The following is a 16,163-nucleotide window of genomic DNA, read 5'->3' on the forward strand; positions in this document are numbered from 1 at the left end:
CCATGGTCGAAATCGTCAATCGTCCCTATGCCCGCGCCTTCGAGGCCTTCGCCAGCGCGCGCGCCGATGTACTCTGCTTGTCGGCCGACCTTACCTCGTCCTGCGAGGTCGACGGTTTCAGGGACCGCTACCCGGACCAGTTTCTTTCGCTCGGCATGGCCGAACAGAATATGCTTTCCTTCGCGGGCGGTCTGGCCATGCAGGGTTATCGGCCGTTCATTCATACGTTCTCGGTCTTTCTCTATCGCCGCCCCTATGACCAGCTGATCAACTCCATCGCCTATTCGAACCGGAGAGTGCGTTTGATGGGCTTTCTGCCCGGGATAACGACTCCAGGCGGCATCACCCACCAGGCGATCGAGGATATCGCGGTCATGCGGGCGATTCCCAACATGACGATCCTTGAAACCGGCGACGCGACGGAAGTCGAAACGGTGCTCGAAGTCGCCGACAGGATCGACGGCCCGGTCTATGTACGCGTCCTTCGTGGTGAAGTGCCGCGCCTCTTTTCAACACCGTTCGAATTCAACCGGCTTCGCACCCTGTCAAGCGGAGACGATATTCTTGTTGTCAGTTCGGGCGTGTGCACAGAGGAGGCGCTTCGCGCCAGCCGACCATTGAGCGCTCGTGGCATTGGCGTCCATCACCTGCATGCCTCCACGCTCAAACCCTTCGATCGCGAGACACTTCTTGACGCAGCGCGCGGCAAGAAAGGCATCGTTACGCTCGAAAACCACACGGTCGTCGGTGGTCTGGGCTCCCTGGTCGCAGAGCTGCTGGCAGAGGAAGGAATGGGCATACGCCTCAAGCGCCTCGGACTGAATGATACCTTCGCGCACGGGGCTTCAAAGCCGTATCTCATGAAGAAGTATGGTCTCGACGCCGGCGCCCTTGTAGCCGCGATCGAGCAGCTGCTTGGCACATCGCTCGACATCGGGGAGGAGGAACTGGCCGAGGTGCGGCTTGACCACGTCCATTCCGCGCAGAAGGCCGAGGCGCTCTGATGGCCGCCCGCTTCACGGTGACGTATTTCGTCGCGGCTGATGACGCAGCCGAAGCGAAGATGCGTGCCCTCGACATCGCCCTAGAGCAGACGGTGGAGATTCCGCGAAACGCCGTTCCGACCGGGTATGTCGAAGACGAAATCCTCGGCAGGCTGGAGGCGCTTGAGGAGGATCCCGCGGGGCGGCGTGGTCATCTCGCGACCATTTCCTATTCGGAGGATGACGTCGGCGGCGATTTTCCGCAGTTCCTCAACATCGTGTTCGGCAACAGCTCGATTAAACCGGGCCTGCGCGTGGAAGCGATCTCGCCCTCGTCTGGAATTATCGAGATGTGCCCGGGGCCGCGCCACGGGATTGCCGGACTGCGGGCACGAGCTGGAATCGATGCCGGTCCGCTGGTGATGTCCGCCATCAAGCCGGCCGGCCTGTCGACCGCAGCCCTTGCACGCCTCGCACATGACTTTGCCCTTGGCGGCATGCACTACGTCAAGGACGACCACGGCCTCGTCAATCAGCGGACCGCGCCTTTCGATGAGAGATTGAAAGCCTGCATCGAAGCGGTCGGCGAGGCCAGTGCAAAGAGCGGGCGGAACACCAGCTTCGTGCCGAATGTCACGGGGCCGGCTACCGCTGTGATCGAACGCGCAAAACAGGCCGAAGAGGCCGGCGCGGGCGCGGTGATGATCGCCCCCGCTTTGACTGGCTATGATGCCGTACGAACGCTCGCGGCCGATCGAAGCTTTACTCTCCCCATTGTCTCGCACCCCGCATTCAGCGGCGCGAATGTCATCTCGTCAGGGGCAGGCTTTGCGCACGGGGTGTTCTTCGGAACGCTGCATCGGCTGATGGGCGCCGACGCGGTCATTTATCCGAACTTCGGCGGTCGTTTTGGCTTCACGCGGGATGAATGCCTCTCGATCGCCAATGCGTGTAGCGTTGAACTCTCGGGACTGAAAGCGATCGCCGTCGCCCCGGGCGGCGGGATGACGTTGAACCGCGTACCGGAGATGCGTGAGGTTTACGGCAATGACGTCATGTATCTTGTCGGCGGCGCGCTGCTTCAGGAGCCGAATCTTGTTGACGCCTGCCAGAGGCTCGTCGCTTCGATCCACGAGTGATATCGGCGAGTGAAAGCCATCAGCAGATATACCGACCCTTCAGGTGCTGCCGCGAAGTTCGACGTGCGGCTCGATCAGCAGATGCCGCGCCTCCTGGCGTCCGTCGATGCGACCCATTAGAACTTCGGATGCCGTTCGGCCAAGCTGAACCGCATTCTGATCCACGCTGGTGAGGCCCACGAGCGGAATGGCAGCCATCGGCGAGTTGTCGTAACCGATGATCGCGAGGTCCTCCGGAACCCGAATCCCGCTGGTTCTGGCAGCGTTGATCAATGGCACGGCGTCGAGGTCCGACCAGACGAAAACCGCTCTCGGGCGATCCGTCGTCACAAGAAAATCCCTGATCGCTGCCTCGCGGTTTTCGGCAACGGGCGGCAATCGGATGATACGGCTTTCCAGCCCCGCCTGTTTCATAGCCGCGACGTATCCCATCTCGCGTTGAAGCGCGACGACCGTCGACGGGGAATCGAGAAAGTCGTAACCGAGCATCGCTATGTCCCGGTAGCCTTGCTTCACTGCGACCTCGACCGCGAGAGCGGCCCCCTTGCGATCGTCGGAATTCACGGTGTCGTAGGTTTGGGCGTGTGGTTCGTGATGGGCGATGACGGCGATTGGAATTTGGCGGGCATAGCGCTCCAATACCTTGCCGGAGATGCGTGGCGCGATGATCAACACGCCATCCATCCGGTTGTCGATCATCGACTCGATCATCGATGCCTCGATCGGGCTTGCCGAACGACCGATACCGATCAGCGACTTGTATCCATTGTCAGACAGCATGGTATTGGCACTCTCGATTACACCCGCAAGGAACGGGTTCGATAGCTCGATGACGAGAATGCCAACCGTGTAGGTGCGCCCGCGCATACCGCGCGCGGCGACCGAAGGCCGGTAGTTCAGCTTTTCGATCGAGGCTTCCACCTTGCTCCGAAGAACCTCGCTGACACCGTAGGCGTTACGGAGAACTTTGGACACTGCCGCGACGGAAACACCGGCGTCCTGTGCCACATGGCGGATCGTGATCCGCTCCTGTGTCGCGGTAACAATTTGATTTTTCATTCTTAAATGTCTCTATCCCCGGCTCCGAAAAATTATACGCACAAAATGCTTGCGCGGCAATCTGGAATGTAGAATGATATACATAGAACGATACACAAAAGGATAGATCTGCTGGTTGACCGGCGATCGAGGGAGGTTTCGTGATGAAGATCGTGACTGGCCACAGCGATGCTGCGGACAACGGCGCTGGCGGCTCGCTATTTCAGTTTTCGGCATCGATGATTGCGCCGCAGTGCGATGCGGGCCAAGGCACCGCCGGCACCTTCGTTGCCCGCGAATTCGAACTCGATGCCGTGCCGTCCTCGGCGACCCTGCGCATTTCCGCACTTGGCCTCTACCGTGCCTACATCAACGGACAGCGCATCGGAGATGATCTGCTGACCCCCGGCTGGACCTGCTACGACGACCGGATCGCCTACCAGACTTATGACATTGCCAACGCGCTGCGCCCCGGCGGCAACCGGATCGAAATCTGGCTCGGTGACGGGTGGTATCGCAGCCAGCTGATGTGGGCATTGAACCCCGTATTCAACTGCTGGGGCGACCGCACGGCGGCGATCGCGGAAATCAGCGCCGATGGGAAGGCACTGCTCAAGACCGACGAACGCTGGACCAGCGGATTTACGCCGGTCACCCGAAACGGCATTTATTTTGGAGAAGACTTCGATGCCCGGATTCGCCCGCAGGATACGAGCGGCGTTGAGATCCTCGCCTTTGACAAGCAGTTGCTCGTTCCCCACGAGACGAAAGCCGTCAAGGAACTTACCGAACGCGCGCCTGTTGATCAGTGGGTCGAGGCCGATGGCCGGACCGTGTACGACTTCGGGCAGAATGCCGGGGCTTACGTTCGGCTCCGCCTGAAGGGCGAGGCCGGTGCCACCGTTCGGGTCGAGCATTCCGAGGTACTTGGGCCCGATCGCTTCTTCGACAACCGCAACTATCGCAGTGCCCGCGCCGAACTCAGCTACACGCTGGCCGGCGAAGGCGAGGAAGTCTACGCTCCGATCTTCACCTTCATGGGCTTCCGCTACGCACGCCTGACCATCACGGGACAGGCCGAGTTGGTCGGCATCGCCATGGTGCCGATCTCCTCCGTGCCGGTGGCCGCAGGCGGGTTCACGTCGGGGGTCGACGCCGTTAACAAGCTCGTCGAGAACACCATCTGGTCGCAACGCTCGAACTTCATCGAAATCCCGACGGACTGCCCGCAACGCGACGAGCGGCTCGGCTGGACGGGCGACGCGCAGGTCTTCGCCGGAACGGCTTGCTGGCTGGCCGACAGCGGTTCGTTCCTGAAGAAATTCCTTCGTGACGTGATGCACGACCAGCGCCCGGACGGTGCGGTCCCGCATTTCTCGCCTGACCCGACCCGGCTTCATCCGATCGATGGACGGGGCGACTGGGCAGGTTCAACAGGCTGGGGCGACGCGATCGTCATCATCCCGTGGCAGCTCTACCTGCACTACGGCGACGTGTCTGTTTTGGAAGAATGCTTCCCGGCCATGCTGCGGTGGCTGGATTATCTTTGGGGCATCTCCGACGGTCCGATCATCCGCCCGCCTGCGGTATGGGGCGATCACGGCTTTACCTTTGGTGACTGGCTGCAGCCCGTTGGCGACAACCGCAAGCCGCGCCCGACCGTTGCCGACGATTGCGCCGCAACGCTCTATCACTTCATTTCTACCGAACTGACGGCGAAGATTGCCGGCATTCTCGGCAAGAAATCCGACGCCTCTCGTCTCGACGGTCGCGCCCAGGAAATCAGGTCGGCGTTCAAGAACGAGTTCTTCTCGCCGTCGGGCCGTATCGCCCACAACGACCAGACCTCGTGGGCTCTCGCGTTCCTCTACGGTCTGGTTCCGGCTGAATACGAAGAGGCAGGACGTGCCTATTTCCGTAGAGTCTCCGAGGAGACCGACGGCGTCATCGGGACGGGCTTCATCGGCACTCCTGCCCTGCTCCCGGCCCTGACCCGGCTTGGCATGCTGGACCTGGCGGAGAAGATGTTCCTCAACCGCAAGGTTCCGGGCTGGCTCTATCAGGTCGAGCGCGGCGCGACCTCCATCTGGGAACGATGGGACGCGCTTGCCGAGGACGGCACGATCTACGATCCCGACATGAACAGCTACAACCACTATGCCTACGGCGCAGTCTGCCAGTGGCTGTTCGAGGATGTCGCTGGCATCAAGCCGCTGGAAGACAAGCCGGGCTTCGAAGAAATCGCCTTCGATCCGGCAATCCTGCCGACGCTCTCGCCGGTCTCGGCATGGCACGATACGCGCTTCGGGCGCATCGAGGCGGGATGGTCGTTGGAAGGCAGCAACGTCACCTGCCGCCTTTCCTTGCCCGAAGGCGTCACCGCGCGCTTGAAGGGCAGCGATGACCGCAAGCAGTTGACAGCAGACGGTAAGGTGGTCGAACCAGCACAAGAGCTTAAGCTCGGCCAGGGAGAGCATACGATCACGTTCACCATTTGACAGGTAGCCTGCGGACACGTCCGCAGTCGCGCAGCCCAATCATTCCGGTCTTCAAGAGGAGGAAACGACTATGAGAATGACGAAGTGCAGCATCCTTGCCGCAACCATGATGTCGCTTGCAGCCAGCGTCGCTCATGCCGACGTGACGCTCAGCGTCCTGATTGACACCAATCCCGAGACGATCGCCTCGTTCGACGCCGTCTCGAAGGCCTACATGGAAAAGCATCCCGACGTAAGTTTCGATGTGGAACAAAGAGCAGGCGGTTCGGAAGGCGACAACATCATCAAGACCCGACTCGCCACGGGCGAAATGGCCGATGTCTTCCTTTACAATGGCGGGTCACTGTTCCAGGCACTGAAGCCGCAGGAAACGATCGCCGACCTCTCCGATCTCCCGTCCGAAGCGGGAATTCTGGATAGCTTCAAGAAGGTTGTCACCAGTCCCGATGGTCATGTGCGAGGGATGCCGTTCGGCCCTGCGATGGGGGGCGGCATCTTTTACAACCGCAAGATCTACGCGGATCTCGGCCTCACGCCGCCGAAGACCTGGGCCGAATTCATGGCCAACAACGAGAAGGTAAAGGCAGCCGGCAAGGTTGCCGTGGCACAGACCTACGGCGACACCTGGACATCGCAGATCTTCGTTTTGGCGGACTACTACAATGTCCAGGCAGAAGTTCCGAGTTTCGCCGACGACTATACCGCCAACAAGGTGAAGTACGCCACCACGCCGGCCGCAATGCGCGGCTTTGAGCACCTTGAGGAGGTCGCGAAGGCCGGTTTCCTCAACGCCGACTTCGGCGCCGCCAAATTCGACGACGGCATGCGAATGGTGGCCACGGGTGAAGCAGCACACTATCCGAATCTGACCTTCGGCATCGGAAACGTCCAACAGAATGTTCCGGACAGCTTGAAGGACCTGGGCTTCTTCGCTCAGCCCGGCACGGATGCATCAAAGAACGGCCTGACAGTCTGGATGCCATCCGCGCTCTACGCGTCGGCCAAGTCCGAGAATGTTGCCGAAGCCAAGAAATTCCTCGACTTTGTCGGTAGCAAGGAAGCATGCGACCTGATGGCCAAGGCGGTTCCTTCCGGCCCTTATCTGGTCAAGGGCTGTGAGCTTCCGAAGGATATCCCCGCGGTAGTTTCCGACATGCTGCCTTACTTCGAAACCGAAGGGCGCACGGCGCCGGCGTTGGAGTTCGTGTCACCCGTAAAAGGCCCCGCGCTTGAACAGATCACCGTAGAAGTCGGAACGGGCATTCGCTCGGCGAAAGACGCCGCCGCCCTTTACGACCAGGATGTTGAGAAGCAGGCCAAGCAGCTCGGCCTGCCGAACTGGTAACCTCCCAGCCGGTCCCCCGCCTGGCCTCGGCCGGGTGGGGGAAGCTTCAAGGTATCCCCATGACATGTAAATCGCCTTATCCCTACTGGTTCGTGCTGCCGGCCGCGGTCGTGTTCACGGTCCTGTTTCTCGCCCCGACGATCGCCTCGTTCTGGTTCAGCCTGACACGCTGGGACCTTTTCAGCACGCAGTTCATCGGGTTTGAGAACTACCGACAGTTCTTTCGCGAACCCTTCCTGATCCAGGGCCTGATAAACACGGTGATCTACGCGATCCTGACCTCGGGCACGAAGACGGTGCTCGGCCTGCTCCTGGCCGTGCTGCTGACATCAGGCATATGGGCGCAAGGTCTGCTTCGAACGGTGATCTTCTTCCCCGTTCTCGTCTCGACCATCGGCGTCGGGATCACCTTTTCCGTGCTCATGCATCCGACCCGCGGGATCATCAACGTCGCGCTGGCCGCGATCGGGATCCATGGTCCGGGCTGGCTCACCGATCCAGCGCTTGCGCTCTACTCGATCGTATTCGTCGACCTCTGGAAAGGGATCGGACTGGCCACGGTCATCTTTATCGCCGGACTTGCCTCGATCAGCCCCGATTACTACGAGGCCGCAAGGATCGACGGCGCGACCCGCCGGCAGATGTTCTTCCGGGTTACCGTGCCGCTTGTAAAGCCGGCCACCGTGACCGTCGTCACATTGTCGCTTATCGGCGGCCTGCGCAGCTTCGATTTGATATGGGCTATGACCCGCGGCGGTCCGGGCTTTTCATCGGACGTGCTGGCGAGCGTTATCTACAAGCAATACCAGGCTGGCTTCTACGGCCTTTCGACCGCCGGCAACGTCATCCTGTTTCTCCTGATTGCCTTGATCGTGCTGCCGATGACGGCATGGTTCAATCGCAAGGAGGTAGACCTATGAACCGCCGTCAGTTTTACACCGGCATCACGGCGCTGCTGGCCTCCGGCGTGATCTTCGTGCTGCCGTTCCTCTTCATCTTCATCACGGCCGCCAAGACAAAACAGGATGCCGCGACGCTGACCTTCAGCCTGCCCCGCGAATGGCATCTCTGGCAGAACTTCATGGAGGTTGTGCAAACCCGCAACTACATGCTTCTGCTCGCCTACTTCAATTCAACAGTCATCACGGTGGTTGCGGTTACGCTGCTGGTGCTGTTCGGCGCCATGGTTGGCTACGTCCTGCAGCGCCGTCCTTCGCGCTGGAATACCGTGATCTATGGGGCCGTTCTTGCTGGCCTCATGATCCCTCCGGCCGTTGTCCCGACCATCTGGGTGCTGCAATCGCTCGGACTGTTCAAGACGATCTCGGGGATGATCCTCATTCAGGTCGCCTATGGCCTTGCTTTTACCGTGCTGCTGTTCCGCAGCTTCATCGCCACCATTCCGCGCGATCTCGACGAAGCCGCGATCATCGACGGCGCAAAGCCCCTGCAGATCTTCTTCCGTGTCGTCCTGCCGTTGCTCAAGCCCGTCACGGTAACCGTCATCGTCGTGCAGTCCATCGCGATCTTCAACGACTTCACGAACCCGCTCTACTACCTGCCGGGTCGCGAGAACGTGACGGTGCAGTTGACCCTCTATAACTTCCAGGGGCAGTTTCAGACCCAGTTCAATCTCCTCTTCATGAACATTCTGCTGGTCACCATTCCGCCCCTCATCGTTTTCATATTTTTCAACCGGCAGATCGTGGCAGGCATGACTGCCGGCGCCGTGAAGGGATAAGTCATGACATCAGTCGTTCTTGAAGATGTCCGCAAAAGCTTTGGCAGCCTCGATGTAATAAAGGGCGTCGATCTGACGATCGAGGCTGGCGAATTCTGCGTGTTTGTCGGCCCTTCCGGCTGCGGAAAATCAACGCTGTTGCGCATCATCTCCGGCCTCGAAACGTCCACCTCGGGCAAGATCCTGATTGGTGGCAAGGATGTCACGGAAGCCGAGCCTTCCCAGCGCGGCATCGCCATGGTCTTTCAGTCCTATGCACTCTATCCGCATCTGACCGTTGCCGAGAATATCGGTTTCGGCCTGTCGCTCGCACGCCGCCCGAAGGCCGAAATCTCAGAGAAGGTCAAACAGACGGCCGACGTTCTCCAGCTCTCGCATCTGCTCGATCGCAAGCCGAAGGCTCTCTCCGGCGGCCAGCGCCAGCGCGTGGCGATCGGCCGTGCCATCATCCGCAATCCGCAGGTGTTCCTGTTCGATGAACCTCTCTCGAACCTGGACGCCTCGCTGCGTTCGCAGATGCGCCTCGAACTCACGGAACTGCACGCGAAACTCGGCGCGACGATGATCTACGTCACGCACGACCAGGTCGAGGCGATGACGATGGCTGACAAGATCGTTGTCCTGAACGGCGGCAAGATCGAGCAGGTCGGCAGCCCGATGACGCTTTACAACAACCCGGCAACACCCTTCGTCGCCGGCTTCATCGGCTCACCGAAGATGAACCTCTTCGACGGGGACATCGCGGAGAAGGAAGGCTGCAAAACCTATGGCATAAGGCCTGAGCACCTTACGCTTTCGGAAAACGAGGGCAAATGGCGCGGAAAGGTCAGGCATATCGAAAGGCTCGGCGCCGACACAGTGGTTTTTCTTGACTCCGATCAGCTGCCGTCTCTCGTTGCTAGGACCGACGGCGATCGACCGCTGTCGATTGGCCAGACGCTCTTTGCCTCGCCGGTTCAAGGAAAAGAACACAGGTTCTCTTGATAGCACCCACTCCTCGCGCCAAGGACCATCATAAAAGGCTCCCAAACCTTGTTTGGGAGTTTTGATACGGCCCGCATTGAAGGTCGTCAGATAACGGCAGTTCCCAGAATCTCGAGCCGGATGCCGGACGGGTGAATCGGTAACTGAACCTTACGCGGAACACCGCGACAGCGTCGTGAACGCGCTCAGAACCTCATCATTTCCAGTGGTTGACGCCTATGGATTTTCGCGAAGACGAGGTGAGCATGAAACCGTGACCTTGTGGACGATCGCTCGGGCCTAAGAAAGCAATCTAGCGCTCCTCACATCCTCCCCGGAGCAAGAGATTCTATTCCTGGCACGAATATTGGGATGGCACGCGTTGTTTAGTCTATTATTTTTATAGACTACTGAGCCAAAGCTAAGCTTGAGGTTCAGATGAGAATTTTCCGCACCACCACATTCCGTCTTGTCGCGGCAAGCGCAATCCCTCTCGTCGCTGGTGCGGCGATGTGCGTCTGCCCGCTCCAGACTCCCAACTGGATCTGGGCGTCGCCGATCGCGCTTGGTGTGGTTCTTCTGATATTTGCGCTCGGCCGCGTTGAACGACACTCGTCGCATTGGGGAAGAGCACCGTGGAATCCAAACTCCAAGTGAATGCCGGCCCGAGCTTTCTATCGGCCTCGGCGATCAACGCTCCATCGCTGTCCGTGCCCTTGCCACGATCGCATCGATGGTCACGCGCGGACGCGGCAGAACGATCGGGCTGGATTTCCAGATGACGTGAACCGGCAAATGGACTGCGATCGCATCATCCGGCACCGTAACGATGCGCCCTTCGTCGATCTCCCGCTGAACGGCCCAGCGACGGCGGTCACGGGAACCGCCGTGAATTGGCGGCCCCTGCAATCTCATCAGGTCAATCACAAACGCGCACGCTTTCGACATGCCATCCGCCGTCATAGGCGTCACGCACCTGACGGTCCTCGTACCAGCAGCGCGGGCGTGGTGCCGAGTAGTAGTACCTGGGCTCGCTATTGTTGGCGATAGCACCGCCGACCAGACCGCCGATCACGCCCGCAGCCAGTCCGCCGGCGACAGCGGCGCCGTCATTATGGTGATGGTGAGACCGCGCAAACGCCGCGTCCACCTGACCTAACCCAGCGCTCGCAGCGACTGTGGCGATGACTGCTGACAGAACAATGTTTTTCATTGTTTCTCTCCATGCCTGAGGCTGTCTTCCCACATCGGGAATCGACCGCCTGTTGAACTTTGCCCATGGCTCCCCCACACCGGGCGGGGTGCCAAATCACTGAGCGTTGCTAATGACAAACGCCGCGAGCCCCCCAAATTGTTCCATGCAGGATCTCGGCGAGGGTTTTGAACACGGAAGGAACAAATGAATGGTCGAGGCGCGAGCTTCTACTTTCACCCCACGGTTGGCATCTTCAGAACTCACGTTTAACGCGAGTAATTTGACAGTGACTTGGATCTCGCTTCTTCCACTTTGCGTCTTGGCTACTCCGACTTGGAGTTGTCCAAAACCCTTTGGTCGAGGCTGATCTCGCATGTAACTCTTGCCGAAACTAACGGCGAGATGAAGCTGCAGGTAAAGCGTGTGCCAATCGCCGCCGTGCGATCTGATCAACTCGGTCCGCTCTGAAAATGCGCTGCATATCGATAAGCACCTTCGAACTTGCTTGATAGGCATTGGCGCCGCTCGATCGCGCACAGTGTTCGAGGCTTCGACGCAGCGCTTCACCATCGGTTTAACGCGTGGTTTGGCAACCTATTTCGAAGCCGGTTGCAGCCTGCGCTTTGCGGTCGTCAGGGCGATCATTTTCGCTCACTCTTGGAACTGTTGGTTGCGTCGATCGCAACTCTAGCAACAAGCGGAGAACACATTGCTGAGAACGAGCCTTCGCTCGCCCACGCGACCATTCCACGGCATGTTCAATCTATTGGAAGCAGGTTTTCTTGGCATCGGGGTGACTAGCTGCATCCTCAATGTGCTGGCGCTCACCGGCTCTTTCTTCATGCTGCAGGTGTATGACCGCGTCATCCCAAGCCACAGCCTTCCGACGCTGGTAGGGCTGGCCGTCATCGTCGTCGTGCTCTTCGCCTTCTATTGGCTTCTCGATCTCATTCGGTCCTTGCTGCTGGCTGAGATCGGGCGGACGGCGGATGAGCGCTATAGCGCTTCTGCCTTAGCCTCGCTTTCCCAGACAGCATGCCGCAAACCATCGGCGGGAGATGGCGTACAGTCCATCCGTGATATCGATACACTGCGCGGATTTCTGTCTGGCCCCGGCCCCGGCGCATTGTTCGACATGCCGTGGATGCCGTTCTATCTCGGGCTCTGCTTTCTGTTTCATCCCTGGATTGGGGTAACGGCGGCGATCGGCGCCGCGATCATTGTCGGCCTTGCCTTTCTGGCAGAGATCAAGTCGCGCCAACCGACAAGGGAATCCGTCGAACTGCTCGCCCAGAGGATGGCATTCGCCCAGGCGACGCGGCGCAATTCCGAAGTGATTTCCGCAATGGGCTTCGCACCGGAACTGTCCGCGCGATGGGCTGAGATCAGCCGGCGCTATCTCGACAGCCATTCTCGCGCGGGAACGGTGTCTGCCGCGCTCTCGACGTTGTCGCGGTCCGCGCGAATGCTTCTCCAGTCCGGTGTGCTCGCAGTTGGCGCCATGCTCGTCGTCCGCCAGGAAGCCACCGGCGGCATCATGATTGCAAGCTCGATCCTGGTCAGCCGTTCGCTTGCTCCTGTAGAGCTTGCCATCGCGCACTGGAAAGGATTTGCAGCTGCCCGCCTCGCCTATCTCAGGCTGGAGCAAGAGGCGCATTCCAATGAGGAGGCGATACACGCCGTTGCACTGCCGGCGCCCGAACAGCTTTTGGAAGTCAACAACCTCCATCTCGGAGCTCCGGGTTCGGCCTCACCGATCATTCGAGGGCTATCCTTCGAAGCCAAAGCCGGCGAGGTGATCGGTGTCGTTGGTGCAAGCGCTTCGGGCAAGACGTCACTGGCGCGGGCAATGGTCGGCCTGTGGCCCGTATTCGCGGGCGATATCAGACTGGACGGCGCCTCGCTCAAGCAATGGTCGCGTCAAGCCCTCGGCCGCCATGTCGGCTACCTCCCTCAGGATGCCTCACTATTCGATGGAACAATCGCCGAAAACATTTCCCGGTTCGACCCGGAGGCGCCGCCGGAACGTGTCATCACAGCTGTCAAGGCGGCCGGCGTCTACGAGATGATTACCCGGTTCGCCGATGGGTTCGACACCCGGATTGGCGAGCAAGGAATGATGCTGTCAGCAGGCCAGAGACAGCGCATTGGGCTTGCGAGGGCGCTCTATGGCAATCCCTTCCTCGTGGTGCTCGACGAGCCGAACTCCAATCTGGACCGTGAAGGCGAGCAAGCCTTGAGGCAGGCGATCGAACATATCCGAACGCGCCGAGGCATCGTACTTGTCATGACCCACCGCACCAGCGTCCTCTCCGTCTGCGACAAGGTCTTGCTTCTCGAGGCCGGTCGCGCCAAGGCCTTCGGCCCCACCGCGCAGGTTCTCGGAACAGGAGCGAAGCGTACCGCCGCGACCGGATCGTTCGTTCAGCTAATGCGGGCAGGCGGGAGGACATCGCGTTGATGCAACTGGCCACAACGGAAAAGAAGATCCGGCACCTCACGACGCTCGCACTTGCCGTCGTGTTCGTGTTCGTTTTCGTCCTTGGAGGGCTGGCAGCAACGGTCCGCATCAACAGCGCGGTGATCGCGCAGGGGGCACTGGTTGTCGACAGTTACGTCAAGCCCGTGCAACATCAGAAGGGCGGCATAGTCGCGCGGATATCGGTTCGCAACGGCGATCGGGTCAGCGCCGGTCAAGTCCTCGTCCACCTCGACGACACCCAGACAAAGATCAATCTCGCGATTGTATCGCGGCGTTTGGAAGAACTGGCAGCCCGATCAGCACGCCTCATGGCCGAACGCGATGGTGGCCAAACGATCTCGTTTCGATCTTCTCCCGGCAGGCTCGACGTCAATGAAACCAGATCCATAGAAAACGGCGAACAGAGATTATTCGATGATCGTCGCGCGTCCATGCAGGGGAAAATCGCGCAGTTGCGAGAACGGATCCATCAGCTCGACCAGCAGGCGACGGGCCTGATGGCGGAGCAGGATGGAAAGCGACGGGCGATCGCCGTGATCGGGAAGGAACTCACCAGTCTTGAACCGCTCCTGTCGCAGGGCGTCATCCCGGCGACCCGCGTCTACGCGCTTCAACGCGACCAGGCCGACCTCAACGGAGAGCTCGGCAGCCTTCTCGCCTCCGTTGCAGAGGTCAAAGGCAAGATCGCGGAAACGGAACTTCAGATCATCCAGCTCGGTGACGATCAACGTAGCGACGTGTCCGAGCAGCTCAAGCAGGCAGAGAGCGAAAGCGGCCAGTATCTCGAGCGGCGTGCCGCCATCGAGGACGATCTTCGACATGCCGACATAACGGCGCCGCAAGACGGCATCGTCCATCAGCTTGCCGTGCACGCGCCGGGGACTGTCATTCCGGCCGGTGACGCGATCATGCAGATCGTGCCTGACCACGATGCCCTCGTACCGGAGTTGAAGCTGTCGCCGCGGGACGTCGACCAGGTGGCGGTCGGGAAAGCCGTCGAACTGCGCTTCCCCGCCTTCAACTATCGCACGACGCTTGAGATCACGGGAAATGTCGCATCGCTCTCCGCCGAACTGACGACCGACAAGGCTTCGGGCCAGTCCTATTACACGGTCCGGGTCGCGGTATCGGCAACGGAGTGGCAGCGGCTTGGCGCCCTCACGCCGATTGCCGGCATGCCTGTCGAGGCGTTTATCGCGACTGGCGAGCAAACCGGGCTCAGCTATGTCGCCAAGCCATTCACAGACCAGCTTGCACGTGCGTTTCGGGAGGACTGACGCAGCCCTGGGAGGAACAACCCATCCTCAACGGATCCGAAATCGAAGGAGTTGAAAATGGCAAAATCAATCGAGAATGCCGTCGGCCAGGCGCTCTACTACAGCGGCGGGTCGACAGCCTGGTTTTCCGCGAGTGGCGGAGGTGCGGTTCTGAACGGCACGGCCGGCAACGACTCGATCTGGGGTGACAGTTCGGTCAACGTGACCATGCACGGAGGAACCGGAGATGACATCTACTACCTTTATTCCGGCATAAACCGCGCGGTGGAGGAGCCGGGCGGGGGAATAGACACCATCAATACCTGGATGAATTTCTCGCTTCCCGACAACTTCGAAAACCTGACGGTAACCGGCAACGGACGCTACGCCTTTGGCAATTCCCTGGACAACATCATCTCCGGGGCATCGGGCAGCCAGACGATCGACGGCGGCGCAGGGAACGATGTCCTGATCGGTGGCGGCGGGGCTGACACCTTCATCGTCACCCACGGCAATGGCAGCGATCTCATCGTCGATTTCTCAAGCGACGATACCTTGCGACTGAACGGCTATGGCCTGTCGTCCTTCGAGCAGCTGCTTGCTCATTCCACGCAGGAGGGAGCCAACCTGCGGTTCGATCTGGGTGGCGGCGAAAGCCTTGTCATGGCGAACACTCAGGCTTCGAGCCTGCAGGCGAGCCAGTTCCAATTACCGCTTGATCGTTCGCATCTGAGCCTCACCTTCGACGACGAATTCAACAGCCTGTCGCTGCGGCACGGAGACCAGGGGACGTGGGACGCGAAGTTCTGGTGGGCGCCGGAAAAGGGGAGCACGCTGACAGGGAACGGCGAGCTGCAGTGGTACATAAACCCGGACCATGCTCCGACCGCAGCCGCGAATCCGTTTTCGGTCAGCAATGGCGTCCTAACCATCTCGGCGGATCCAGCCTCGGAAGCGATCCAGTCGCAGATCAATGGTTACGACTACACCTCGGGCCTGCTGAACACACACTCGTCCTTCGCTCAGACCTACGGCTACTTCGAGATAAGAGCGGATATGCCGACGGATCAGGGTGTGTGGCCGGCATTCTGGTTGCTTCCCGAAGATGGCTCGTGGCCGCCAGAGCTCGACGTGGTTGAAATGCGCGGGCAGGATCCGAACACGGTCAACGTGACCGCGCACACGAATGAGAACGGCACGCACACGATGGAGTCAATTCCGGTCAAGGTGCCGAGCACGGATGGTTTCCACAACTACGGCGTTCTCTGGGATGAGGACCACATCACCTGGTATTTCGATGATGTCGCGATCGCGCAGACCGACACGCCTGCCGATATGCATGACCCAATGTACATGCTGGTCAACCTGGCGGTTGGCGGCTCTGCGGGAGCGCCTTCGAACGGTCTGGCCAATGGCTCGGAGATGCACATCGACTATATCAGAGCCTATTCGCTCACCGACAGCCCTGTGGTCGCATCGGAAACCAGCCACACGACCGACTGGCATATCTAGCCGCAGCGACA

The 16,163-nt window shown here is 60.0% G+C and carries 13 protein-coding genes; 10 read left to right on the plus strand and 3 right to left on the minus strand.

Features of this window, described 5'->3' with window-relative positions; all coding sequences use genetic code 11:
- Nucleotides 1-2: 2 nt before the first annotated feature.
- Both FZ934_RS26245 and FZ934_RS26250 read left to right on the plus strand, forming a co-directional pair.
- Nucleotides 3-1,004 carry a transketolase family protein gene (locus FZ934_RS26245; protein WP_153273708.1) on the plus strand — a complete coding sequence of 334 codons (1,002 nt, stop codon included), beginning with the start codon at nucleotides 3-5 and terminating at the stop codon, nucleotides 1,002-1,004.
- Complete coding sequence (locus FZ934_RS26250) at nucleotides 1,004-2,122, plus strand: RuBisCO large subunit C-terminal-like domain-containing protein (protein ID WP_153273709.1); 1,119 nt, start codon at nucleotides 1,004-1,006, stop codon at nucleotides 2,120-2,122. Before FZ934_RS26245 ends, FZ934_RS26250 begins: the two co-directional genes overlap by 1 nt.
- A gap of 39 nt (nucleotides 2,123-2,161) precedes the next feature.
- On the opposite strand, the gene FZ934_RS26255 is transcribed toward FZ934_RS26250, so the two are convergent.
- Nucleotides 2,162-3,181: a LacI family DNA-binding transcriptional regulator gene (locus tag FZ934_RS26255; RefSeq protein WP_153273710.1), complete on the minus strand. Its 1,020-nt coding sequence runs from the start codon at nucleotides 3,179-3,181 to the stop codon at nucleotides 2,162-2,164.
- A 143-nt stretch (nucleotides 3,182-3,324) separates the two neighbouring features.
- On the opposite strand from FZ934_RS26255, the gene FZ934_RS26260 reads away from it, so the two are divergent.
- The 5 genes from FZ934_RS26260 to FZ934_RS26280 all read left to right on the plus strand — a co-directional run bounded on the left by FZ934_RS26260 (nucleotide 3,325) and on the right by FZ934_RS26280 (nucleotide 9,728).
- Nucleotides 3,325-5,658, plus strand: coding sequence for an alpha-L-rhamnosidase (locus FZ934_RS26260; protein ID WP_153273711.1), 2,334 nt, complete (start codon nucleotides 3,325-3,327; stop codon nucleotides 5,656-5,658).
- A gap of 70 nt (nucleotides 5,659-5,728) precedes the next feature.
- Complete coding sequence (locus FZ934_RS26265; RefSeq protein WP_153273712.1) at nucleotides 5,729-7,003, plus strand: ABC transporter substrate-binding protein; 1,275 nt, start codon at nucleotides 5,729-5,731, stop codon at nucleotides 7,001-7,003.
- Between the two features lie 59 nt (nucleotides 7,004-7,062).
- Complete coding sequence (locus FZ934_RS26270) at nucleotides 7,063-7,923, plus strand: carbohydrate ABC transporter permease (RefSeq protein ID WP_153273713.1); 861 nt, start codon at nucleotides 7,063-7,065, stop codon at nucleotides 7,921-7,923.
- Entirely contained in the window at nucleotides 7,920-8,744 is an 825-nt protein-coding gene (locus tag FZ934_RS26275) for a carbohydrate ABC transporter permease (protein ID WP_153273714.1), read from the plus strand. Before FZ934_RS26270 ends, FZ934_RS26275 begins: the two co-directional genes overlap by 4 nt.
- Nucleotides 8,745-8,747: 3 nt before the next feature.
- Entirely contained in the window at nucleotides 8,748-9,728 is a 981-nt protein-coding gene (locus FZ934_RS26280; RefSeq protein ID WP_153273715.1) for an ABC transporter ATP-binding protein, read from the plus strand.
- A 669-nt stretch (nucleotides 9,729-10,397) separates the two neighbouring features.
- Here the strand turns inward: FZ934_RS26280 and FZ934_RS26285 are convergent.
- Together FZ934_RS26285 and FZ934_RS26290 are read right to left on the minus strand one after the other, a co-directional pair.
- On the minus strand, nucleotides 10,398-10,622 hold the full coding sequence (locus tag FZ934_RS26285; RefSeq protein WP_153273716.1) for a hypothetical protein: 225 nt from the start codon (nucleotides 10,620-10,622) through the stop codon (nucleotides 10,398-10,400).
- A gap of 4 nt (nucleotides 10,623-10,626) precedes the next feature.
- Entirely contained in the window at nucleotides 10,627-10,920 is a 294-nt protein-coding gene (locus FZ934_RS26290; protein WP_153273717.1) for a hypothetical protein, read from the minus strand.
- Between the two features lie 736 nt (nucleotides 10,921-11,656).
- Here FZ934_RS26290 and FZ934_RS26295 point away from each other — a divergent pair.
- From FZ934_RS26295 to FZ934_RS26305, 3 genes are read left to right on the plus strand one after another with little or no spacing between them, the layout of a single operon-like run.
- Nucleotides 11,657-13,363, plus strand: a complete 1,707-nt coding sequence (locus tag FZ934_RS26295) for a type I secretion system permease/ATPase (protein ID WP_153274053.1) — start codon at nucleotides 11,657-11,659, stop codon at nucleotides 13,361-13,363.
- The gene (locus tag FZ934_RS26300; RefSeq protein WP_153273718.1) at nucleotides 13,363-14,661 is read left to right on the plus strand and encodes an HlyD family type I secretion periplasmic adaptor subunit; all 1,299 of its coding nucleotides are present in this window, start codon (nucleotides 13,363-13,365) and stop codon (nucleotides 14,659-14,661) included. Before FZ934_RS26295 ends, FZ934_RS26300 begins: the two co-directional genes overlap by 1 nt.
- A gap of 57 nt (nucleotides 14,662-14,718) precedes the next feature.
- On the plus strand, nucleotides 14,719-16,152 hold the full coding sequence (locus FZ934_RS26305) for a family 16 glycosylhydrolase (protein ID WP_153273719.1): 1,434 nt from the start codon (nucleotides 14,719-14,721) through the stop codon (nucleotides 16,150-16,152).
- Nucleotides 16,153-16,163: the final 11 nt, after the last annotated feature.

It is taken from the genome of Rhizobium grahamii, from assembly GCF_009498215.1.
In the GTDB taxonomy this organism is placed as follows: Bacteria; Pseudomonadota; Alphaproteobacteria; order Rhizobiales; family Rhizobiaceae; genus Rhizobium; species Rhizobium grahamii_A.

What these genes read in the sequence shown, in the direction of transcription:
- FZ934_RS26245 (WP_153273708.1), top strand. Translation starts at nt 3, where the DNA reads ATGGTCGAAATCGTCAATCGTCCCTATGCCCGCGCCTTCGAGGCCTTC.
- FZ934_RS26250 (WP_153273709.1), top strand. Translation starts at nt 1,004, where the DNA reads ATGGCCGCCCGCTTCACGGTGACGTATTTCGTCGCGGCTGATGACGCA.
- FZ934_RS26255 (WP_153273710.1), bottom strand. Translation starts at nt 3,181, where the DNA reads ATGAAAAATCAAATTGTTACCGCGACACAGGAGCGGATCACGATCCGC.
- FZ934_RS26260 (WP_153273711.1), top strand. Translation starts at nt 3,325, where the DNA reads ATGAAGATCGTGACTGGCCACAGCGATGCTGCGGACAACGGCGCTGGC.
- FZ934_RS26265 (WP_153273712.1), top strand. Translation starts at nt 5,729, where the DNA reads ATGAGAATGACGAAGTGCAGCATCCTTGCCGCAACCATGATGTCGCTT.
- FZ934_RS26270 (WP_153273713.1), top strand. Translation starts at nt 7,063, where the DNA reads ATGACATGTAAATCGCCTTATCCCTACTGGTTCGTGCTGCCGGCCGCG.
- FZ934_RS26275 (WP_153273714.1), top strand. Translation starts at nt 7,920, where the DNA reads ATGAACCGCCGTCAGTTTTACACCGGCATCACGGCGCTGCTGGCCTCC.
- FZ934_RS26280 (WP_153273715.1), top strand. Translation starts at nt 8,748, where the DNA reads ATGACATCAGTCGTTCTTGAAGATGTCCGCAAAAGCTTTGGCAGCCTC.
- FZ934_RS26285 (WP_153273716.1), bottom strand. Translation starts at nt 10,622, where the DNA reads ATGAGATTGCAGGGGCCGCCAATTCACGGCGGTTCCCGTGACCGCCGT.
- FZ934_RS26290 (WP_153273717.1), bottom strand. Translation starts at nt 10,920, where the DNA reads ATGAAAAACATTGTTCTGTCAGCAGTCATCGCCACAGTCGCTGCGAGC.
- FZ934_RS26295 (WP_153274053.1), top strand. Translation starts at nt 11,657, where the DNA reads ATGTTCAATCTATTGGAAGCAGGTTTTCTTGGCATCGGGGTGACTAGC.
- FZ934_RS26300 (WP_153273718.1), top strand. Translation starts at nt 13,363, where the DNA reads ATGCAACTGGCCACAACGGAAAAGAAGATCCGGCACCTCACGACGCTC.
- FZ934_RS26305 (WP_153273719.1), top strand. Translation starts at nt 14,719, where the DNA reads ATGGCAAAATCAATCGAGAATGCCGTCGGCCAGGCGCTCTACTACAGC.